17 protein-coding genes are annotated in these 20,603 nt (G+C 65.2%); 6 read left to right on the top strand and 11 right to left on the bottom strand.

Features of this window, described 5'->3' with window-relative positions:
- The first annotated feature begins 150 nt into the window (after nt 1-150).
- From EU555_RS32045 to EU555_RS32025, 5 genes are all read left to right on the top strand, one after another.
- Nucleotides 151-1,143, top strand: a complete 993-nt coding sequence (locus EU555_RS32045) for a hypothetical protein (protein ID WP_135419382.1) — start codon at nt 151-153, stop codon at nt 1,141-1,143.
- Nucleotides 1,144-1,326: 183 nt separating this feature from the next.
- Nucleotides 1,327-1,530 (top strand): helix-turn-helix transcriptional regulator, encoded by a 204-nt coding sequence (locus EU555_RS32040; protein WP_135419381.1) that lies wholly within the window; start codon nt 1,327-1,329, stop codon nt 1,528-1,530.
- On the top strand, nt 1,530-1,982 hold the full coding sequence (locus tag EU555_RS32035; protein ID WP_135419380.1) for a hypothetical protein: 453 nt from the start codon (nt 1,530-1,532) through the stop codon (nt 1,980-1,982). The genes EU555_RS32040 and EU555_RS32035 overlap by 1 nt, the downstream gene beginning before the upstream one ends.
- A complete protein-coding gene (locus EU555_RS32030; protein WP_135419379.1) occupies nt 1,982-2,908 on the top strand; it encodes a DUF7146 domain-containing protein in 927 nt (308 codons plus the stop codon). Before EU555_RS32035 ends, EU555_RS32030 begins: the two co-directional genes overlap by 1 nt.
- A gap of 22 nt (nt 2,909-2,930) precedes the next feature.
- Nucleotides 2,931-4,211 (top strand): virulence-associated E family protein, encoded by a 1,281-nt coding sequence (locus tag EU555_RS32025; RefSeq protein ID WP_135419378.1) that lies wholly within the window; start codon nt 2,931-2,933, stop codon nt 4,209-4,211.
- Between the two features lie 236 nt (nt 4,212-4,447).
- Here the strand turns inward: EU555_RS32025 and EU555_RS36470 are convergent, their stop codons facing one another.
- From EU555_RS36470 to EU555_RS31985, 7 genes are all read right to left on the bottom strand, one after another.
- On the bottom strand, nt 4,448-6,184 hold the full coding sequence (locus EU555_RS36470) for a class I SAM-dependent methyltransferase (RefSeq protein WP_167858730.1): 1,737 nt from the start codon (nt 6,182-6,184) through the stop codon (nt 4,448-4,450).
- Nucleotides 6,185-6,258: 74 nt separating this feature from the next.
- Nucleotides 6,259-11,226 (bottom strand): NACHT domain-containing protein, encoded by a 4,968-nt coding sequence (locus EU555_RS32010; protein ID WP_135419376.1) that lies wholly within the window; start codon nt 11,224-11,226, stop codon nt 6,259-6,261.
- Nucleotides 11,227-11,971: 745 nt separating this feature from the next.
- Entirely contained in the window at nt 11,972-12,538 is a 567-nt protein-coding gene (locus tag EU555_RS37350) for a hypothetical protein (protein WP_245524597.1), read from the bottom strand.
- A gap of 441 nt (nt 12,539-12,979) precedes the next feature.
- A complete protein-coding gene (locus tag EU555_RS32000; RefSeq protein WP_135419375.1) occupies nt 12,980-14,146 on the bottom strand; it encodes an MFS transporter in 1,167 nt (388 codons plus the stop codon).
- Nucleotides 14,143-15,378, bottom strand: a complete 1,236-nt coding sequence (locus EU555_RS31995; protein ID WP_245524596.1) for an MFS transporter — start codon at nt 15,376-15,378, stop codon at nt 14,143-14,145. The genes EU555_RS32000 and EU555_RS31995 overlap by 4 nt, the downstream gene beginning before the upstream one ends.
- Before the next feature lie 27 nt (nt 15,379-15,405).
- Nucleotides 15,406-16,827, bottom strand: a complete 1,422-nt coding sequence (locus EU555_RS31990) for an FAD-dependent oxidoreductase (protein WP_135419374.1) — start codon at nt 16,825-16,827, stop codon at nt 15,406-15,408.
- A 48-nt stretch (nt 16,828-16,875) separates the two neighbouring features.
- Entirely contained in the window at nt 16,876-17,196 is a 321-nt protein-coding gene (locus EU555_RS31985) for an ArsR/SmtB family transcription factor (protein WP_135419396.1), read from the bottom strand.
- A 225-nt stretch (nt 17,197-17,421) separates the two neighbouring features.
- On the opposite strand from EU555_RS31985, the gene EU555_RS31980 reads away from it, so the two are divergent.
- A complete protein-coding gene (locus EU555_RS31980; RefSeq protein ID WP_135419373.1) occupies nt 17,422-18,162 on the top strand; it encodes a sulfite exporter TauE/SafE family protein in 741 nt (246 codons plus the stop codon).
- A 3-nt stretch (nt 18,163-18,165) separates the two neighbouring features.
- Here EU555_RS31980 and arsB read toward each other — a convergent pair whose 3' ends face one another.
- The 4 genes from arsB to EU555_RS31960 are packed head-to-tail and all read right to left on the bottom strand — an operon-like array spanning nt 18,166 to nt 20,557.
- On the bottom strand, nt 18,166-19,230 hold the full coding sequence (arsB, locus tag EU555_RS31975; RefSeq protein ID WP_135419395.1) for an ACR3 family arsenite efflux transporter: 1,065 nt from the start codon (nt 19,228-19,230) through the stop codon (nt 18,166-18,168).
- 22 nt (nt 19,231-19,252) lie between these two features.
- Nucleotides 19,253-19,678: an arsenate reductase (glutaredoxin) gene (arsC, locus tag EU555_RS31970; RefSeq protein WP_135419372.1), complete on the bottom strand. Its 426-nt coding sequence runs from the start codon at nt 19,676-19,678 to the stop codon at nt 19,253-19,255.
- Nucleotides 19,678-20,205: an arsenate reductase ArsC gene (locus EU555_RS31965; protein WP_135419371.1), complete on the bottom strand. Its 528-nt coding sequence runs from the start codon at nt 20,203-20,205 to the stop codon at nt 19,678-19,680. The genes arsC and EU555_RS31965 overlap by 1 nt, the downstream gene beginning before the upstream one ends.
- Entirely contained in the window at nt 20,198-20,557 is a 360-nt protein-coding gene (locus tag EU555_RS31960) for an ArsR/SmtB family transcription factor (RefSeq protein ID WP_135419370.1), read from the bottom strand. Before EU555_RS31960 ends, EU555_RS31965 begins: the two co-directional genes overlap by 8 nt.
- Between the last annotated feature and the right edge of the window lie 46 nt (nt 20,558-20,603).

Below are 20,603 nucleotides of genomic sequence, written 5' to 3'. Positions count from 1 at the left end.
TGAATAACCTCCAGCTCCGCGTCGGACGAAGGGGAACGGCCGCTTAACGCCCTGCCTCGGACAATTCACCTCCCCGTACCTAACTCCGCGCGTTGTCCGATGCCCCTCCTGCCTCCTGGCCACGTCACCTTGCCGTTCGCGGCGACCTACTTGGCCGCAGCCATCCTGCACGACAACCACGGCACCGACTTGGAGGCGAGGGCCCCTGTGCCCTTTGAGAACTGCAGTCTCAGCATCGATCGCTATGCGCCCACCCGGGGCCCGAACGGAGTACGGCTTCCGCCGCGGCTGATACGTTATGCCGTCGTGTCCACTGCCTTGCGGATCCAGGCAGGCAGTGGGCCGGACAGGCGCGACCCGACAAGCTTCAAGGTTTCTGTCAGGTTCAAGGAGCAGCACGGCCAGCCCTTGTACATGAGGGAGCAAGGTTTCCTGCCTGCTGCCGTCACGACCCTCGAGTTGACGCTGGCCCCCCCGGTGATCGGCTGCCTATCGCTCACGCGGCTGCGGGCGGGACTGAGCGCCGGGCGGCTCGCTGCGATCGGCGCGCCGCTGCCCGATGCCCTGAAAGTGCGGGTGGTTCCGTTCGAGGAGCAGCTCGTCAGGCGCTACCGCCAAGTCCTGGCCGAGGGGCTTCTCGGTGCAGTTCTCGTCGACGGGGACGGGCGCAGCGTGCCAATCCCGCCTGCCCACTGGCGCGAAGATGGGGCGTCCGCGGCCTTCGTGGAGTCCTGTGCGGCCTCAATGGTCCTCGACGGACAGGAGATGCGCGGCCACGTCTGCGTCGACCTAAGCGTACTCCGCGCGGGATGGCGTGCCGCCTTCGCCGCGCTGCCGTCCGAGACGGAACTGGCCGAGGCCGAGCTCCCCGCGTCGGCGTTGCACGTCGGTACCGCGCCGTACCTGGACTTCGCCCTGCATGTCGCCCGCACCCTGCGCATCACCAACGGGCGCGGCCCCGACGGCCTGACCATCCCCGCCGGACGGCTCGAAGAGCTGATCAAGAAGGCGTGGGAGGCGTACGACAAGTTCGACGAGGCTCCGTCACCGTACAAGCTGAAGATCCTCGCTACCCTGCTCCGGCACCCGGACGAGCGCGGCGGCGTGAAATCGGAGCTCAGCGTCCTCGCCAGGGGCACGTGACGCCGCCACGCCCGCCCGGAGCGGGTGCGTTCAACGCAAGAGCCGTTCGTCTTCAACGCAATCGGGCGAGCCACGGCTCGGCTTTTCCCGTCTGATCTCCCGCGGATCGGCGCCACACCGGCGACCGACCGCACGGAGGTCACGATGCGCACCGAGAGGATGTTCCCGCCCGGGGAGCGGCCGATGAAGACGTGGGAGGCGGCACGCCGCCTCGGCGTCAGCGAGAGCTTCCTGAACAAGGCAAGGGCCGCAGGTACCGGTCCGGCCGCCTACGTCTTCGGCCGGTGCGTGGCCTACCGGGTCGCGGACGTGGAAGCCTACGCGGCCGCGCACCGCGTCGAGCCCGCCGTCGCAGCGGCTCCGGCCAGCGACGAGAGGGGGGCGTGATGCCGGACCTTCCCGTCGAGCCCGTCACCCCGCGCCAGCTCGCCGCCCTGCGCAAGGTTCTCCCGGCCTACGTGGAGCCGATCCTCGACGCTATGGCGGCCACGGGCTGCGGCTTCCTGATCGTCACCCAGCATGTTGGGGCGTTCGACCCGCCAACCGTGCCGCTGTTTGTCGCCCTCGTCGGTGACGACATGGGCCCGGCCCTCGGGCCGGCCGCGTTCGATGAGGGCTCCCTCGGCGCCCTGATGAGGGCGTGTGCAGGGGTCAGCATCGTCCCGTGCGAGCCGGTGATCGCCGCCTATGAGCGATGCGCCGAGCTCGCCCGCGACGGGCGCGCCGCAATCGTGATCGAGACCGGACCGGAGTTCGAACGGGCGTGGGAAGCGTTCGTCCGACGGGTCGCCCCGGACACGGAAGTCGAGGTGTTCGCTGACGATCGCGGGGGGGCGTGATGGAGTTCGATCTCTACACGATCGCCCGCGTCACCCGGGGCGAGGTCTGCCGTGGCGAGGTGGTGTACGCCCCCGCGCCCGGGCACTCCGAGCGGGACCGGTCCATGGCGATCAAGATCGCGCCGGACTGTTCTGGGGGACTGTTCGTCTGGCTGTTCTCCAAGGGCTGTCCGCTGCTGGCGAAGGACAAGGTCCTCCGCCTGATGGACCTGCCGCCGGCGTCGATCGGCGGCCGGCGGTCGTCGACGGCGCTGGCGCCCGGTGCATCTCCACCCTCCCGCGAGCTGTCCGCTGAGGATCGTAAGCGGGTCGACCAAGCCAAGCGGCTCTGGGACGAAGCAATCGACCCGCAAGGGACGCCGGTGGAGCCGTACCTGCGGAGCCGCGGCCTCGCCCTCCCGGCGGCCGGCGACACCGTCGTGCGCTATCATCCCAAGTGCCCGTTCGGCCGGGGTCGCCGCACGCCGGCGATGCTGGCCTTGGTTCGCGACGTCGAGGATGACTACCTGCGTGGTATCCACCGCACGGCGCTGTCACTCGAAGGCATCAAGGTCGAGATCGACGGTGTCGACCGGCGCTCGATGGGCCCGATCGCGAATGGAGCGATTAAGCTCGGGTCGCGGGCCGAGGCTGGTGGTCGACTCGGCATCGCCGAGGGGATCGAAACGGCCCTCTCGCTGCAGTGCATCCCGGAGTTCGGGGCCGCCCCGGTGTGGAGCCTCGTCTCGGCCGGGGGGATCGCGCGGCTCCCAGTTCTGCCCGGCGTCACGCAACTCTGGATTGCGGTCGACAACGACCAGGCCGGGCGCGCCGCGGCCAAGGCCTGTGTCGAGCGCTGGCGGGATGTCGAAGTCGTGCTCGTGCGGCCGCGCCGCCGCGAGGCGGATCTCAACGACCTGATGAGGGGACGCCCCGATGCCGCCTGAGGTCGAGGCAGAAGCCTATAGGATGTTCCGTTTCGAACCGGGACGTCCGCTGCCGCCGCCGGCGAACGACGAGGCGGTCGGCACCCGTAGGGTCCCGCCCCCTGCATGGCTGGTGGACTGTCAGCGGTCCGATAAGGGGGAACCGATCGCCAACGTCGCTAACGCGATGGTGGCCTTGCGCGCCGTCCCGGAGATCGGCGGGTGCTTCGTCCTGGACGAGATGCGTCAGCAGATCATGCTCGCTCAGCCCGTACCGGGGGGACCAGACGAACGGTCGAGGCGTCCGTTCAAGGAGCGCCCGGTGAAGGACACCGACGTCACGGCATTGCAGGAGTACCTGCAGCTGGCCGGGATCACGCGTTTGTCGAAGGAGACGACGCACCAGGCAATCGAGCTACACGCAGCGGGGCAGTCTCACCACCCGGTGAGGACTTATCTGGAGGGGCTGGTGTGGGATGGCATCCCGCGTGCCCGGATGTGGCTCATCGACTACTTCGGCGCCGAACCCGCCGCCTACACGGGGGGCATCAGCGAGATGTTCCTGGTCGCCATGGTGGCGCGGATCTTCGATCCGGGTTGTAAGGCGGACTACATGCTCGTGCTGGAAGGTCCGCAAGGCCGGAAGAAGTCCTCGGCCTGTAGGGTGCTCGGCGGCTCTTGGTTTTCCGACAACTTGCCCGACATCGGCTCCGGTAAGGATGTAAGCTTGCATCTCCGGGGTAAGTGGCTGGTCGAGATCTCGGAGCTGTCGGCGACCACCAAGGCCGATGCCAACGCACTCAAGAGCTTCATGAGTCGGCAAATCGATGAATACCGGCCACCCTATGGCCGCTGCGATGTCGCCCAACCCAGGATGTGCGTCTTCATCGGCACAACGAACATGCCGGCGTACCTGCGCGACGAGACGGGGGCCCGGCGGTTCTGGCCGGTGAAGACGGGCAGGATCGATCTCGACGCCCTGGCGCGAGACCGGGACCAACTCTTCGCCGAGGCCGTGGTCATGTACCGGGCGGGCGCGCGATCCTGGCCAGACGCCGAGTTTGAGGCCGAGTTCATCAAGCCGCAACAAGAGGCGCGGTTCGAGGTCGACGCATGGGAGGAGCTGATCGGGAAGTGGCTCGCCGGTAAGGACGACGTCACCCTGAGCGAGGTGGCTTCCGGTGCGTTGTTCATGGAGATCCAGAAGTTCAATCGGATGGAGCAGCTGCGGGTGAAGGCGATCCTGGTGCGGCTCGGCTGGGAGAGCAGCGGCAAGGTCAAGAACGGTCGGCGTCCGTTCGTGCGCCGAGCGGCGGAGGACTGAGGCTGCCGCCCGATCCCATACATAAAATCATATCCCAAGAGATCTATTCCAAGGGACTTACCCGAAATTACAATCAGATATATCAATCAAATTAGCCGATTGGTAATTACCCACGGGGTTCGGTGCGGTGCACGAGCCGCCTGACCTTGTCGATGGGACCGTGCAATTAATTGCGCGGGCCGATCACTTTGGGAACGTCGGCCGGCCACGCCGGGGCATCGGTGAAGCGATCCACCTCACAGGTCGCCTCGGACGCCCTGCCACTCCTGCACTTGTTGATCTTGGCGCAGGCGCAGGCGTCGCCACTCGAGGCCCGCGAAGATGTCCTCGAAAGACGCGCTCGCCGGTACCGGCAAGGCGGCAGCGGCCTCTCGCTCGAACCGGCCTTGCAGGGCGGGATCCGACAGCCATGCGTCGCTCCACCACGCCATGATGCTGGTCCGCGCGCCGGCCAGCGCCGCGGCGGATGGGAGCCGATCCCGCTTCAGGTGCTGGTTCACGCGCGGCGTCGCGGGTAGCAGGTTCCAGAGATCCCCGCACGGCCACGCGGACCACGGCAGGCAATGGTCGATGTCGAGCGTGCCCGGCCCGCTTCCGATCCACGCGCCGGTCCAGACGCAGGTGACCTGGCGGCCCTGGTCCAGAAGGCGCTGCGCGACTATGCGGGCGAGCTGCGTGTCTCTGATGGGGTCGAGCCAGGCAAGTGCCGCCTCGGCCTCGCCGGAGCCGACAGGCCGCCCCATCCGCTCCCCGTAGGCCCGCATCAGGCGCGACCACTCGCCTACGAGCACGGGCTCGACCCACACGCCGAGGCGCTGCAGCGTGCGCCAGACGTGGCCGGGTACCGTCAGGGTGCCGAAGGCGCGCAGGACCTCGCCGTCCAGGGTCAGCTCGCGGCCCGGCCGCGCTGGGGTGGCCGGAGCGGCCGTGAACACCCGCGCATCCGAGTTCGGGAAGGTGATGTAGTTCGCCGGCATGGTCGCGATCGTGCGGCGCGCCTCGGCCAGGGCCCGGGACACCGCGGCCGCCCGGTCTCCGGCGAAGTTGGCCCCAATCCTCAGGTCCTGGGCGGCAACGTCGGAGGCCAGCAGCTCCCGGAAGCCGGTCTTGGCGAAGCCCAGCCCGTCCGGCCCGGCGTTGCCCGGCATCTGTGGCAGCCCGGCAGAGACCAGCGGGAGGTACATGCGTACCCAGTTCAGCGCCACGAGGCCGAGTGGGACCTCGACGGCGTCGATGTCGGGATGCGCGACAGCGAGTGCGGGCGTCGCATCCGCGATGCGTGCCACGGCCCTCAGCAACCCGAGCTTGTAGGTGGAGGACTTGTCGTCGTTGAGGATGATGCCGCGCAGGAGCGGCAGGGCGCCTGCGCCATCGTCGGGCAGGCGCAAGCACATCCCCGTCCAGCGCACATCCGGTCGGCCGAGCCGGTCGTTCGTCGCCACCGACCGGAGGACCGCGAGACCGTGGACACGCGCGAGTGCCTCGACCTCGCCGGCAGGCGCAGGCCACATCGGACGGTCCGGCTCGGATGGCCCCTCGCGCAGGCTCATCAGCAGCACGCCACCAGGCTTGAGCAGGGTGACGAGCTTGCGGAAGACCCGAGCCCGCGCTGGAGGCGGGACGTGCATCCAGACGGCACTGAGCAGGATCAGGTCGAAGGCGAGGCCGAGCTGGTGGACGGCGCCGAGGTCGGGGAGGCGGTCGTCGAGCCACCGGATACAGGGATCGGGATGGCGCCGCATCGCCTCGGCGCGCATGCCGGCCGCTGGCTCGACAGCCACGACCTCGAAGCCATCCGCCGCGAGCCAAGCTGCGTCCCGGCCCGAGCCTGCGCCGACAACGAGGGCTAGCAGGTCGGCGCCACGCAGGACGAACTCAAGCAGTGCGGCATGAACCTGGCCGGCAGGTACGCTCTCGTACTTGGCCGCGAGCGCGGTGGCTTGGGCATCGTAGGCCCGGATCGTGTCGGACACTCATCCGCCCCAAGCTGCGAAGGGGACCGCGGTTCAACCGAAGCCGCTGGGAGCTGAAGGTCTAGCAGTAATTGTTAGTATAGCAACTCTGGTAGACGGTAAAATAGTCGACGTACAGACGGCCAGCCGGCGTTGACGAAAACCTCAAGCGTGTCAACCAGAGCCGTACGGCGATGGGGACCGTCGAAGATTTCTTTGTGATCGGCTAGAAAGCGCCCGACGAGCTTGACTATTAATTCGGCACCCATGTGTTCGAACTGATAGCCGGTCTGCTGGCCCCCCTGTAGAACGGCCGTGGAGATGAGGTCAAAGACACCACCTGCATCGGCCACTATCAACTGCTCAAGAAGCTGGATGAGATAGTAGATCGTGTGTGGACCGCCGTACTTGCCTATCTGGCGCAGTATCGGCGCGGTTTCATGTACGAATATTGCCGCGCTTTTCATCATTAGCGGCGCAGGATTACGATCCCCGTCCTGGAAGGAGCCTGTGCTAAAGTAGAGCTGCTGGCATGCCGTATCGATAATTCTCAGCGCCTGGCGTGCGCGCGCCGTGTCCGCTTCGTCCGGCGCAGACAAAGTCTCGTAGTGATCTAGCGCCTGGCCCGCTTGCATAACGGCTTGCGCCAGAAGCTTGAGCGCAAGCGGGCGCTGGGCGGCGAACTCCGTCTTATCTTCGGTGCGAAGACCCACCGTGAAGGCAGGCCGCAGCCATTGGATGGCAACACCAACCTCTTCGGCATTGTCAACCGCCTGTGCGAACCAGGCGCGCACATGTTCAGCTGCATCCTCGAAGCCGAAGCGGAACCAGAACTGAAGTGTTAGCTGATTTATGTGCTGCCTGATGCTGTTGTTATGTGAATCACTTGCAGAAAACCGCTTGATTAAAGGCAGGACGAGATCGGCAACTTCACGCGCGGCGTCGTCCCATTGCACCCGATCAAGGGTGCTGCATATGAAGGAGTCGAGAACGCTTCGGTTCGTCTCCGTCTCGACAAAGCGAGTGGCGCGCGTCCAGAAACCCTCCCGATCAATTTCCCATATGCGGACCAAGTGGACCGCAGCATTCATCCGAACGGCAGGATGGGGATCGCTCAACGTGCGATCGATCAGGGATTTAAGGCCCAGATAGACCTCAGGCCGCTTAAGGCAGAGATCGAGTGCTGCCTCGGCCGCTTCAATTCGGGCTGAGGGCGAGCCCCAAGACCGAAATTCCTCGAATTTTTTCTCCGTGTCCGAGTCAACCTCAGGGTTGTCGAATCGGCTCGCAACCTCGATCCATTCGACTAGCTGCGTTACCGTCTCCGGCAAAGTGCTAGCGCCGATGTGATCGCTGTTGATGAGCTTGTGGACGCCTTGGGCGAATAATCCTTCAGCTCGATGGAGCAAATTCCGATCGGAGATGGCGCCGTTGGTCAGCCGGCGCCCGAGCCTCCCAAGCGCATCGAGCGCGGCGTCGGGATCGACCGGTGGTTCATTATCACCGACTTCAAGGCGAAGCTGCTCGCGAACGAGATCGAGGTCGGCGATGGCCTCGTGAATGGCTGGGTTGGCCTTTGCTTCCTGGTTTAGCCACCGATAGTCGTCGCTGTTATCCGCGTAGCCGACACTGATGCTAACAAGGCGATTATTGGTCGCCCCGCTTTCGGGCATCGAGGCGACCACTGCGCGGGCGGCTTCTGTCGCTAGGCTATCCATTCCGATGGTCCCGAAAAGCCGCTGAAGGAAGCTCTCCTTCGCCGCCTCAGGATTAATATATTCGCTAAATGACCATTCAAGTAATTCAGTCTCAATGGCGCGACGTTCGGCTTCAGAGATTTCGTGGTACTGAAGAGCGAGGAGATCAATGGCATCTTTTCGCGTATCATGTGTAATCAGGAAGCTAGAATGTACCGCATAGGCTCTTAGGCGCTGGGCTAAGGCACCGCCGCGAGTAGCCCCAGCCATGAAGAGGCGCGACCAGAAGACCGCTAGCCGGCACCGAGACAACATAAAATTCACAGCGGCCAAGACACTGGTTTCGTCGCCTGTCTTGAGCCAGGTTAGGAATTGCGATAGAAGCTTTTCGGCCTCGTCCGGATGGTCTGGGTCCGGATCATGAGCCCAGATGTGGCTGTAGTCCGGCTGCAGACGGGCTACAGCCTCCTCCACGGTGATGCTCAGCTCTTCTAGATCCTCAGAGAGAGGATGCGCTCGGGCGACGTAGCCCTCGATCGCCAGCAGCAGAGCTTCGGTCGCCTCAACAGGCGATGCGACCAGAAAATGTGGGAAGTACTCTTTCAGCGACCACTGCGCCAACTGGAAATCCTGTCTGGCGTTTGACGTCAGATTGAGGATACGGCTGCCACTAAGCGAGGTCTGCCGGTCTTCGGTCACTTGCCCGGCGAAGGCGCATTCATAGACTTCTGCGGCGAACCTCGGCGAGATGGGAGCAATCAACTCGATTTTCCTCGCGAGTGCCGGCACTTCTTGAGGCGCGAAGCGGTCGAAGCGGTCCTTGGAGAGCGCTTGGCGCAACAGCGCGACAGAGGCTTCGACGTCGGTCGCGAGGGTGTCAGCGACGAAACCGATGCCCGGCGTCGCGAGGATTTGCGACTCTTCCAAGGTGTAGCCATAGGCCAGCAGCGCGCGCACGGCAGACCCCAAGTCAGCGCGCAAGGCAGGTTCCTTTACGCGGTCGATTAGCATGAAGGCCATCATGCGTAGGACGCCGGCGATGTCCGCAGGCTTCGTTGATAGCCGAAGCTCAAGGTGAACCCACGGCGCCAGCGCGACGCCGGACTCGTCCTCCATCCGTACTGCCACGGCACCCGCGACGTGCGGTAGGGCGGCGATCGTGGTGGGGGAGCCGGCGTTGATCATCGCCGCAAAGGCTTCAACGTCCTCGGCCGTGACCGGCAGCTCCGCGGCTATGCGGGCGGCGACGCTGCGAATGATCGGGTCGCAGTCCCTAACGCCGAGCAGATTGCTGACCGCTGTCCAGAAGCGCTTGTGATCGACACCCTCAGTCCAGAGCGACTGCAACAGAAAGCCCATCGCCGGTGCGAGGACTAAGCCGAGCCCTTCAGTCTTCGGGAAAGTCGCGCTGCCAGTGATGACAGCATCGGGATCGAGAAATACCCGGCTGGCAACATAGTCGAAAAGAACATGATGGCGGAATTGAACAGATCGCTCGCCATTGGTGACAACCAGCACGCCCTCTCCTGTGAGCGTGTCAAGAATATTCGGATTTGCAGTAGCGACTTTAAGTCTTTGAGCGCGCAAGGCGCGGGTCGCGACCATCTCTTCAACGACTATGCGGAGGCAGATTTCTGCTGCCACACCGTGACCCCTGACACGCCGATCCCAATAAAGGTTCAGCAGGGAGACCTGGGAGTCGATGAGGTTGAAATCCTGGCTAACTGCTCCAGTGGCGACCAAGTTGGCGAGCAGTCGTGTGTTAAACGGCACCATGGCCAGCTCGCACAACCTGGCACTGCTATGCTTGAGCACGTCGGCTAAGCGTGGCGCGCGCGCCAGGATTTCAGCAAATTCGGCCTCAGACCAAGGAGGGATCTGAATATGCCGGACGTTGGCGAGGCCATCATCTTGAAGCGTCTTGTCAGGAGGCGTTCCCTTGAATAACGCACGGAAGTTGTGCCCAAGTCGAAGATCGAACGTGCGGATCGAAGCGACGATGGTCCAGCGTCCGTTGAGTTCAACGATCGCCTCAATAAGCCGCTTGAACGCAGCCTCGCCAGATCCGCCGCGACTAGCGTCTAGAGCGTCGATTAGAAGGAATGCTCGCTCTAACCCGTCCCAGGCGCTGAGAACGGCGGGGAGTTCATGTTCCAGCTCAAGTGCGCGGGAAAGTCCTTCCAAAGACTCGACTGAGAAGCGATCCACCGCAAGTTGGACGACGTCATGACCTTGTTTTCGGAGCGCACGGCTGAGCGCGTTGATCACCGCGCTCTTGCCAGCGCCGGGCTCTCCAATCAGAAGCAGGTTGCCGCCCAATGCAGCCGCATTAACTGCGGCTTGGCAGTAGCGAGTGATGCCCACCGGCACGCCCGTCTCGGCCTCGACAACCTCAAGACTGGCCAAGATCTGTTCTGTCTGCAAAGAATAAGTCGTGAGCGCAGCAACATCCTTACAGAACTCGGGTCGCGCAGCGAGGCGAGCTCCGCGGGCCATAAGGTCGGCGCGAAGGGTGGGCAAAGTGCGACCGCGTCGGCCGCTCATCAAGTCCCCGGCAATCCGCTCCAGCAGGTTGAAGCCGGTTGGCGCATCGGCGGCTTTATCGAATACGGGCGCAAGCGTTGCGATCCAGGCCGCTCGATCGGCACCTTCAGGATCAATTGTATAGATATATGTCAGGCGTGAGATGGACCGTTGAATGTCTTCGGTCAGAAGCTCGCCAGGTGACGATGCTGCCCAGGCGAGGCGAACGCAGGTGTCGAACTGGTTAAGCGCTTTGGTTTCTGCGGCGGTGAGAACCGGAGCGCCGGGTTGCCGTCGGGCTTCCAAGCCTTTGGCTAGGTTGACCCGCGTCGTAACCGGCGAACCGGGTCCGACCACGATCACCAAGCGGTCCTTGTTTTGGTCTAGGGGCCGGTTCCAACCTAAGTCGCCCGCACCGTAATGGCATAGGCGCCATTGGCGAACGATTTGATCTACGGTCTTGCCGAATTCGCTAGCCAGAATGTTTGACATCGACAGTGTGTTCTTAGCCTGACTGCAGATGATCCCACCGTTCGAAGTCGTTGCAAAGGCATCATCTAATGGTGCTTCTGTCTCCATGCGGATGGAAGTGACCGTCGCATTGCCGAGCTGAAGTCGCGGATCGATTGGTGTCTCCGCCAGCATCCACACTCCGAGCAAGGCACCAAAACTCTGCTGGAAGTTGACCCCTGACGCGGTCGCGTTGCCGCCACCCGTCGCGAGGGTGCGCGGTGCCTTCGTTTTTGACTTTACGTGCTTGGTTTTCGACATCGTAGGCGAATGTAGTAAGAAACCAGCAGCAAAGGAACAACTAAAATCGAAACCGCCTGTGAATTCAGTCATCCAGCGGAGTTCGCCAAACAAGCTCGCTATGGCAGTCCTGGTTGCCTCAGGTTCTACCTTCCAGCCCCGAGATCGTGAAGGCACAATGCCGGGCAACCTTGAACCGCGGGCTAAGAAGCGCGGTGAATGGCGGGGCAAAAGACCTTGCTGGAACCTTGCAGCGTGCAGGCCCTACGGCTGAGGTGGCTCGGAAGACGCTGCGCAATTAATTGCGCAGACGGTTGGTTAGGGCCGGGCTACGCCGCCGGCTTCCCGAGCGCCAGGGCGCGGTGCAGCAGGGGTTCCCGTCGCATCCAAGCCAATTTCCGCGCCCGCGTCCATCATCATCGATAAGTGCAAATTATCAATGGTCAGCGCGCCGCTCGCGCGCTCGTCCAGGTGAACCAAGCGAAGGACCGTTTCGCTTCCATAACGGCGAAGCGGTACAAGCAGGACAATGGTTTACCGCCTGCCCGAGCCTCTCCCCTGGGCCGCCCTCGCCATGCCGCTCGCCGCCGCCGGGGACACGCTGGCCCGCCTCGACCAACTCCTCGCCACAGCCCCATCCGCCACGGCTGGTGCGCCCGCGCCGCCTTCGCCGACGCCCGCGCCAGCCTCACCCTCCAGGGCGACCTCGTGCTCCTCGAGGACCTCCCCTCCACGACGCCGATCGCGACCAGCACGCCCCCTCGCAAGACCTCACCCGCGCCCACTCCGCCCTGCGCACTCGCCGCATCACCAGCGCCGACCCCGGACAGCCGTGCTCTCAGCCATACAGCCCTTCTGCCCGCAGGCAGTCGAGCAGCTGCCGGGCCTGCTCCTGGGCTGCTGCGTCGCGTTTCTGCTCGTCGAAGCCGTGCGCGAACATCGGAAGGAGCTTGCTCGTCGCCCGCTCCATCGCCGAGCCCTCCCACAGGATCAGCACCTCGCGGTCGGTTAGGTCCTTCAGGAAGTACCAGAGCGACAGCATCACGCTCAGCGCCGGCCGGTCCCCCCATCCGGCGATCACGCCCTTCCCGATACGCTCGACCCGACGCAGGAGAGCGTGCTGCTTCTTCGCGATAAGGTCATCGAAGGGCTCGAGGCAGGCGGCCTGCAGATCGGCGCGCAGAGCGGTGATATCGGCCTCGGCTCTCGCCGCCAGGTCCGGGTTGGCTGGGACGAACACGCCTGGTACGGCGGTCAAGGCACAAAGGAGGTAGGCTGGGATCGCGAGCTCAACTCGCTGACGATCAGACAAGGTTGGCATCACTGGGTCATGGGGCTGAAGGGGCTCATGGCAGGCGTACTGGTCGACAAACCGGTTGAGCCGGTAAGCGAGAAGGATCGGCACGATATGCAGCGCTCCTGCAAGGTCGGCCAGGAGAGAGCTTGGCAGCGCAGGGCCACCGCCACGAGCGCAGCGGCTGCTGCCAGCGCCGAAGCAGGCGGCCCTGCGGAAGGCGCTGCGTCGTCGAGTTCAAAGAATGTCAGAGCCCTAGAGCGGCATCCCCTTCGGGCCATGCCCTACGCGTCGCCTGCGGGGCCCCCCGAACCCGCTGCGCGATTTCGGTCCTGCGGGTGACGGCCGCTGACCTGGTGTACGGTGACCTCGGGCTAAGATCACTTGGCGAGCTAGCCGCCCGGGCCGACCTGGGCTGTCGGCGGCTTCGACGCCCCGGAGGGTGTCTACGCCCCTCTCCGGATCTTTCTCGCCTCGCATAGGCTTGGCGTATGGAACTAGCTATGTAGCATAGCTTCTGTAATGTATAAGTTGTGATAGGCCGCATGCAGCTTAACGCGCCTGCCAGAGCGCACCGACCAGAGCGAAGTTGAGCAGTGCTAGGATGACCAGCAATGTGAGGGTAGCTTGGACACCTCCCTGTGCGAGCACCAGCGCACCGAGCGAAGGTGCGAGAGCCTGTGCTACGAGATTTGGTAGGGCCAGTCGTCCGAGCAGCGGCGCGTAACGGGCAGGCCCGAACAGTGCCAACGGCAGCGTACCCCGCGCGATCGAGTAGACTCCGTTGCCGGCACCGTAGAGCACCAGGGCCAAAGCCAGGATCGGGAACCCCGTCAACAGCAGCACCAGCCCGAGGGCGATTAGGCCCGTGGCGGCTGTCAACGTCCAGATCGGATGATGCCGGCCCTTGTTGGCCATCTCGATCACGCGGGCAGCGACCTGCGATGGTCCGACTAAGGCGCCGAGCGAGACGGCGGTGGCGAGAGACGCCCCCTGCGCCTGCAGCAGATTGAGGAGATGCACCGAGATGATCGCCGTGGTGGCGCCGCCCAAAGTCAGGATGCCTGCCAGCAGTAGGAAAGCTCGCCGTTCGCGGGCCGCTAGCGGGCTACTCGTGGACGTGCTTGTGGCAGAGTCCACACCTGCCAGGGGCGATGGGGCCGGCAGGACAAGCAGGATTAGCGGCAGCGCCAAAACAAGCAGCAGGCCCGCATAGGCAAAGCAGGTACCCCGCCAGCCCAGATGCGCGACCAGGAAGGCTGAAAGCGGCCAGCACACCGTGCTGGCGAACCCGCCCCACAACGTCAGCGTTGAGATCGCCGGCCGCGCGCTCGCGCCGTAGAGGCGTCCGAGCGTGGCAAAGGCGGCGTCGTAGAGGCCTGCGCCCATGCCGACGCCGAGGATCAGCCAGCCGAGGAAGAACACCGGCAGATTGGGTGCGAGGCCAAGCACCAGCAGCCCGAGTGCCAAAATCACGGTGGCGAGCGCCAGGACGGACCGGCCGCCAGCCTGGCCGATGGTATGGCCGACGCGGGGCGAGACTAGCCCGGAGACGAGCAGGCTTGCCGAGAGGCTGCCGACGATCCACGGCAGCGGCCAGCCGGTGTCTGCCGCGATCGGCGGCGCTAGCACGGTCAGCAAGTAGTACGAGGTGCCCCAGGTTAGGATCTGCACCACGCCCAGGGCACTGATAACCGCGAGGCGGGGCCGCTCCTTCATACCGCCCGGCGTCCGGACAGAGGAGCGGACGGTGCCGCGGAGCGCCGACGCGACCACCAGAGCGCGACAGGTCCGAGCACGATCCCGAAACTCAGCAGGGTGAAGCCGGCGAGCCAAGCCCGGTTGTGGGCGGGCCCGCCCGCCGCATCGAGGGCGAGCCCGAAGCCCCAGCCGCCCAGGGCCGAGAGCCCGAAACCTATCGTGGAGTGGAGGGCCATCGTTGCGCCCTTCGCTCCGGGCGCTGCGCTCTGCGCCATTCCGGCCGTGAGGGCGCCGCTGTCGGCGGGGATGGTGACGGCGTAGATCAGGATCAGGCCGAGGGTCAGCCAGGGCGAGGCATCGCTCGCGAAGCCAAGACTCAGGCCGACCACCGCCGACGCAACTTGAACCGCCGAGATCGCGCGATGCCGCCCCGTCCGCAGCGCGAGTTCGTTGCCGAGCACGCTCGAGGGCATCGAGAGCAGGGCGAACAGCACGCTGATCGTGACGGGACTCACCGGCACGTCCCCGCCACGGGTGGCCGCGACGAAGGTCCAGAACGCCACGATCCAGGTGCGCATCCCGTAGAGCTCGAAGCAGTGCGCACCATAGCCGAGGATGTAGCCGAGCGCCGGCCTGTTGCGGAACACCGCCCCGAGGCTCGAAAGCACGCTGCCCTGCGCGGGCGGCGGCGGGACGGGCGCCATCAACGCCACGGCGACCAGCATTGCCGCTGGGCCCAGACCGGTGACGAGAAACGCCGACTGCCAGCCGAAGCGATCTGCCGCGACCTGCGCGATTAGGAACGACAGCGCCACCCCGAGCGAGAAGCTGGAAGTGTACAGAGTCACGCTGCGCGACGCGTCGCCGGGGTCAAGGCGATCGGTCAGCGCCTTGAGGCCTGGCATGTAGGCCCCCGCGAAGCCCAGGCCCGCCAAGCCCCACATCAGCGAGGCCGTGAGAAGGTCGTGAGCGACGAACGGGAAGGCCAAGACCGCCGCCATGCTGACCAACGTGCCCGCACCCAAGATCTTGCGGGCGTCGATCCGATCGGAGAGGGTCGCGAGAACCGGGACGGCGAGCATGTAGCCGAAGGCGTAGGCGCCGGCCATCATCCCGGCCTCGCTGGCGCTGAGGCCCCAGAGCGGGATCAGGTGCTTGGCCATGATCGCTTGCACCACGACGTGGGGCAGCAGGTTGCCGACCTGACCGACGCACATGGCGGCCACGAGGCGGCGACCGGTCAGAGGCATCGCTCGTGCTCCTTTGCTCATCCGCAGTCAGGCGGCTTGACCGCAGCACGATCCGGCTTTGGCAGGCTGCAGTTCCACGGCGGAAGAGCAGCCGCAGCCCGGACCGGTCTCGGCCACCGTATCGTCGGTGCAGCACGCCGCGCCCCCGACCGGCGCCGGGCCATCGCAGCAGCCCCCGCCATCCTCAAGCCGTGCCGTCGAACAGACACCGGTTTCCGGAAGGGTGAGTTGCACGGCGTCGGCCGCCGCCAGGTCACCAGCCAGAGCCGCCACCACCGAGCGGACCTGCTCATAGCCGGTCATCATCAGGAACGTCGGTGCGCGCCCGTAGCTCTTGATCCCGGCCGTGTAGAACCCCGGCTCTGGGTGGGCCAGCTCGCGGTGTCCGTGCGGGTAGACTGTGCCGCAGGAGTGCACGTTCGGATCGATCAGCGGCCCGAGCGCCCGAACGCTCTCCAAACACGGGTCGAGATCGAGCCGCACCTCGCGCGTCATGTCGAGGTTGGGTCGCTGGCCCGTCGCGGCGATGATCCGATCGATGGGCCCGAGACGACGCACATCGCCCCCCGTCGCATCCTCGACGACCAACTGGCCGCCGCTCGCGCGCACCGCGGTGGTTGAGAACCCGGTCACAAGCTGGATGAGTCCGCTCTCGACGTGGTGCTGGAGGCGCGTGCCCAACTCGCCGCGGGCTGCCAGTTCGTCATTCGCCCCGCCGCCGTAGACCCGGGACAAATTCGTGCCCCGCGTGGCCCAGATCGCCGTCGTCGCGGGATCGGCGTCCGACAAGCTCATGAGGTCGAGGAGCACGTTGGCGGCGGAGTGCCCGGCGCCGACGACGAGGGTCGTCTTCCCGATGTAGGTGCTGCGAGCACGCCCGAGCACATCGGGGAGCCCGTAGGCAATCAGGTCGACGAATTCGTCCTCACCGTCTGCCGGGACTCCGCCTGCTCCGAGCGGGTTGGGTGTGCTCCAGGTTCCCGACGCGTCGACGACCGCGCGCACGAGATCACGCCGCTGGCGACCGTCCGCGGCGGTGACGGTCAGCACGAACGGGCGCTTCTCGCGCCCGCTGCTTACGATCTTGTCGATGCCGAGCCGACCGACCGCGGTCACACGGGCCCCGCACTCGATCACGGAAGCCAGGGCGGGAACGGCGGCCAGCGGCTCCAGGTACTCGTCGAGGAATTCCTCGCCGGAGGGGTACGTCTCGCCCTCGGGCGGCTGCCAGCCGTGTTCGAGCAGGAGCGCGCGCGCGGCGGCGTCGACGTTGTACTTCCAGGGCGAGAAGAGGCGAACGTGCTGCCACGCGCGGACTGCCGATCCGGCGGTCGCCCCCGTCTCGTAGACCTTCACCGGCAGGCCGCGCTGCACGAGGTGGGCCGCCGCTGCAAGACCGATGGGGCCGCCGCCGATCACGGCCACTGGGAGTGGATCCGAACCTGTCATCAGCAGTCTTTCCTTTATTCCAGAAAAATCGAAATAATGGGCATGCCTCTACGCGGCTTCTTCCCCGGTCGCCCCGCAGCGTTCGTCGGCGCAGCATTCCTCGGCGAGGTAGCCGATCAGCGCATCCATCGCCGGATAGACGGCCCGGCAAATCAACGTCGTGGCCTGCCGCTCCTGCGAGACCAAGCCTGTGAGCACGAGACGGTGGAGATGATGGCTCAGCGTCGACGCCGCCGGGATCCCCACCCGCTCCTGAAGTTGTCGAACAGGCAGACCCGCGTGCCCGGCGCGCACCAGCGCCCGGTAGATCCGGAGGCGGGCGGGACTCCCGAGCGCCTCAAGCTGCTTGGCTGCTTGTTCGACATTCATCGAATTATGATGATCCGTAGCGGCTCGTCGGTCAAGCCGCACCTGGAACAGGTCGGAAGTCGCCATGGGTGGGTGGCCGACGTTGATGGTCTTGATCCGTGCAGGCCCAAATTGGTAGCAGCGGAGCAGCCCCACGACGCGCCGTAAGCCCGTCGTGAAGCGGACCGGCACGACGGTTGAACGGGCACAGTCCTCCCGATGAGCGCATCAGCGCCGGGTCGTCCCATGTCCGTCTCTGTCGAGCTTCTCCTTGCCGCGTGCATGTTCCTGGGCGCGGCGCTCTACACCTCTGTCGGCCACGCGGGAGCGTCGGCCTATATCGCTCTCATGGCGCTGTTTGGGGTCGCCCCGGCGGTCATGCGGCCGACCGCGCTGGTCCTCAACATTCTGGTCGCGAGCTTCACGTCGTTCCGCTTTCTCCAGGCCGGAATGTTTCGCTGGCGCGTCCTCTGGCCGTTCTTGGTTGGAGCCATCCCCCTGGCCTTCATCGGCGGAGCCATTCAACTCCCCGGGGCTTACTATCGGCCTGTCGTCGGCATGGTGCTGTTCCTCGGTGCGGCACGGCTCCTCTGGCCCGGCAGGCGGGCAGTCGATCGCGAGCCTCGCGATCCGCCGATCTGGGCTGGCGTGCTCGTTGGTGCCGGGATCGGCCTTCTCTCCGGGCTGACGGGAACGGGGGGCGGCATTTTCCTCTCGCCCATGTTGTTGTTCATGGGCTGGTCGACGACGAAAACGGCCTCGGGCGTGGCGGCCCTGTTCATCCTCTGCAACTCGATTGCGGGACTCCTCGGTAATCTGTCCGCCGTCTGGGCGCTTCCGACCGATCTTCCGCTATTTGCGGCCGCGGTTATGCTCGGGGCGCTTCTCGGGACAGCGTTTGGTATCCGGTCCGCTGTGCCTGTGATCCAAAGGGCTCTGGGATTGGTGCTCGTGATCGCAGGGGCGAAGCTGATCGGGATCTACTAACGGTTAGACTTCGCGGGAAGCGGGCTTGAGGTTCGTCCGAGACGCGGCGCCGCGCTCGTACCAGCCCTTCGAGCGGTTCACGATCCAGACAACCGTGAGCATCACCGGCACCTCGATCAGCACGCCGACCACGGTGGCGAGCGCCGCACCTGAGTTGAACCCGAACAGGCTGATGGCAGCCGCTACGGCGAGCTCAAAGAAGTTGGACGCGCCGATCAGCGCCGAGGGGCCGGCCACGCAATGCTGCTCGCCAGCCAGGCGATTAAGCAGGTAGGCAAGGCCGGCGTTGAAGTAGACCTGGATCAGGATCGGAACGGCCAGCAGGGCAATGACCAGCGGCTGCGCCAGGATCTGCTCGCCCTGAAAGCCGAACAGCAGCACCAGTGTGGCGAGCAGCGACACCAACGACACTGGGCCGAGGGTCTTGAGCAACCGGTCGAGGGCGGCTTGCCCACCGGACGCCAACAAGCTCCGGCGTACCAGCTGCGCCACGATCACCGGAATGATGATGTAGAGGACGACAGAGAGTACCAGCGTGCTCCAGGGCACGGTGATGGAGGACAGGCCGAGCAGTAGGCCGACGATGGGAGCGAAGGCCACAACCATGATGCTGTCGTTGAGCGCCACCTGGCTTAGCGTGAAGTGCGGCTCGCCCTTCGTGAGGTTCGACCAGACGAACACCATCGCAGTGCAGGGCGCGGCGGCTAGGATGATGAGGCCGGCGATGTAGCTGTTGATCTGGTCGGCCGGCAGGTAGGGCCGGAACAGGTAGCCCACGAATAGCCAGCCGAGCACGGCCATGGAGAAGGGCTTCACGGCCCAGTTGACCAGGAGCGTCACGCCGATCCCGCGCCAGTGGCGGCTGACTTGGCCGAGTGCGGCGAAGTCGATCTTGAGCAGCATGGGTATGACCATGAGCCAGATCAGCACCGCGACGGGCAGGTTGACCTTGGCGATCTCAGCCGAGCCGACGGCCTGGAAGAAGCCTGGCATGACGTGGCCGAGTGCGACGCCAGCTGCGATGCAGAGCGCGACCCAGAGGGTCAGATAGCGTTCGAAGGTGGACATGGCGGCAGCAGCTTTCTTGCGGTCAGGCGGTGGCGACGCGGCGGCCGTGCTCATCCACGACGCGTTCCCCGTCTTCCTTGATGAACTCGCCCTGCTGCGCCGGCAGCAGATCCAGCACGGCCTCAGAAGGCCGGCACAGGCGCACGCCCTTGGGGCTCACCACTAGGGGGCGGTTGAGCAGGATCGGGTGCGCCTCGATGGCGTCGAGCAGCTGAGCATCGGTCAGCGCCGGATTGCTGAGGCCCAGCTCGGCAAAGGGTGTGCCCTTCTCGCGTAGTACCTCGCGCACTGTGAGCCCGGCGCGGGCGAGCAGTTGCACCAGCAGCGCCCGTGCGGGCGGGGTTTTAAGATACTCGATGACGTGGGGTTCAAGGCCGGCGTTGCGAATCATCGCCAGAGTGTTGCGCGAAGTCCCGCAGTCGGGGTTGTGATAGATGATGACATCCATCACGCCACCTCCGGCCGAGGCGAGGTTGCTCCGGCCAGCTGGCCGATCTCGCGTACGCGAGCGGCCAGCGCGACCTGATCGAGGCTGGTGACCGGCAGGGCAACGAACGCCGAGATGCGGTTCTTCAAGTAGCGCTGCGCAGTGACGAAGGCCGCCTTCTTCTCCAGCTCGGTACCTTCGACCGCGGCGGGATCCTCGATCCCCCAATGTGCCGTGACCGGCTGACCTGGCCAGTAGGGGCAAGTCTCGCCAGCGGCGTTGTCACAGACCGTGAACACGAAATCCATCACCGGTGCGCCAGGCGCGGCGAACTCGTCCCAGCTCTTCGAGCGCAGGCCTTCGACCGAGTAATCTGTTTCCCGCAACGCCTGCAGTGCGAGAGGATGGGGCGTCCCCTTCGGCTGGCTGCCGGCGGAAAAAGCACGGAAGCGGCCTTTCCCGTCCTTATTGAGCATGGCCTCGGCTAGGATCGAGCGAGCTGAGTTGCCGGTGCACAGGAACAGGACGTTGTAGACGCGCTCAGGCATGGGCAGTGTCTCCCTTCGGGTTGCAGCAGATGGCAAGGGCCGCGACGGCCGGGGTGCAGACCTCCGGGTGGCCCTGGCAGCAGTCACGCATCAGGAATTGGATCAGGCCCGAAAGCGCCGGATAGGCAGCTCTGTAGATGATCGAACGGCCTTCACGCCGGGACTGGATCAATCCGGAACGCTCTAACTCTTTGAGATGAAAAGAGATATTGGACGACGATACGCGAGCTTCTCCGGCCAAGGCGCCCGCCGCCAAACCCGCCGGGCCCGCGGTCACGAGCAGGCGCACAATGCGCAGCCGCGTCTCCTGCGATAGCGCCGCGAAGGCGGACAAGGCTTGCCGTTCGTCCATCCTCAATCCTATATCTCAATTGAATTTGAAATATAGAGGAGCGCGA

Origin of the sequence: Methylobacterium nonmethylotrophicum, assembly GCF_004745635.1 — a bacterium.
In the GTDB taxonomy this organism is placed as follows: Bacteria; Pseudomonadota; Alphaproteobacteria; order Rhizobiales; family Beijerinckiaceae; genus Methylobacterium; species Methylobacterium nonmethylotrophicum.
The sequence above is the reverse complement of the archived record's forward strand: the minus strand, read 5'-3'. Positions and strand labels throughout refer to the sequence as shown.

Bases quoted from the DNA above. Each gene is read 5' to 3' on its own strand.
- EU555_RS31965 (WP_135419371.1), bottom strand. From the start codon at position 20,205: ATGCCTGAGCGCGTCTACAACGTCCTGTTCCTGTGCACCGGCAACTCA.
- EU555_RS31990 (WP_135419374.1), bottom strand. From the start codon at position 16,827: ATGACAGGTTCGGATCCACTCCCAGTGGCCGTGATCGGCGGCGGCCCC.
- EU555_RS32040 (WP_135419381.1), top strand. From the start codon at position 1,327: ATGAAGACGTGGGAGGCGGCACGCCGCCTCGGCGTCAGCGAGAGCTTC.
- arsB (WP_135419395.1), bottom strand. From the start codon at position 19,230: ATGTCCACCTTCGAACGCTATCTGACCCTCTGGGTCGCGCTCTGCATC.
- EU555_RS32030 (WP_135419379.1), top strand. From the start codon at position 1,982: ATGGAGTTCGATCTCTACACGATCGCCCGCGTCACCCGGGGCGAGGTC.
- EU555_RS31960 (WP_135419370.1), bottom strand. From the start codon at position 20,557: ATGGACGAACGGCAAGCCTTGTCCGCCTTCGCGGCGCTATCGCAGGAG.
- EU555_RS31985 (WP_135419396.1), bottom strand. From the start codon at position 17,196: ATGAATGTCGAACAAGCAGCCAAGCAGCTTGAGGCGCTCGGGAGTCCC.
- EU555_RS32035 (WP_135419380.1), top strand. From the start codon at position 1,530: ATGCCGGACCTTCCCGTCGAGCCCGTCACCCCGCGCCAGCTCGCCGCC.
- EU555_RS32025 (WP_135419378.1), top strand. From the start codon at position 2,931: ATGTTCCGTTTCGAACCGGGACGTCCGCTGCCGCCGCCGGCGAACGAC.
- EU555_RS32000 (WP_135419375.1), bottom strand. From the start codon at position 14,146: ATGAAGGAGCGGCCCCGCCTCGCGGTTATCAGTGCCCTGGGCGTGGTG.
- EU555_RS32010 (WP_135419376.1), bottom strand. From the start codon at position 11,226: ATGACTGAATTCACAGGCGGTTTCGATTTTAGTTGTTCCTTTGCTGCT.
- EU555_RS31980 (WP_135419373.1), top strand. From the start codon at position 17,422: ATGTCCGTCTCTGTCGAGCTTCTCCTTGCCGCGTGCATGTTCCTGGGC.
- EU555_RS31995 (WP_245524596.1), bottom strand. From the start codon at position 15,378: ATGCCTCTGACCGGTCGCCGCCTCGTGGCCGCCATGTGCGTCGGTCAG.
- arsC (WP_135419372.1), bottom strand. From the start codon at position 19,678: ATGGATGTCATCATCTATCACAACCCCGACTGCGGGACTTCGCGCAAC.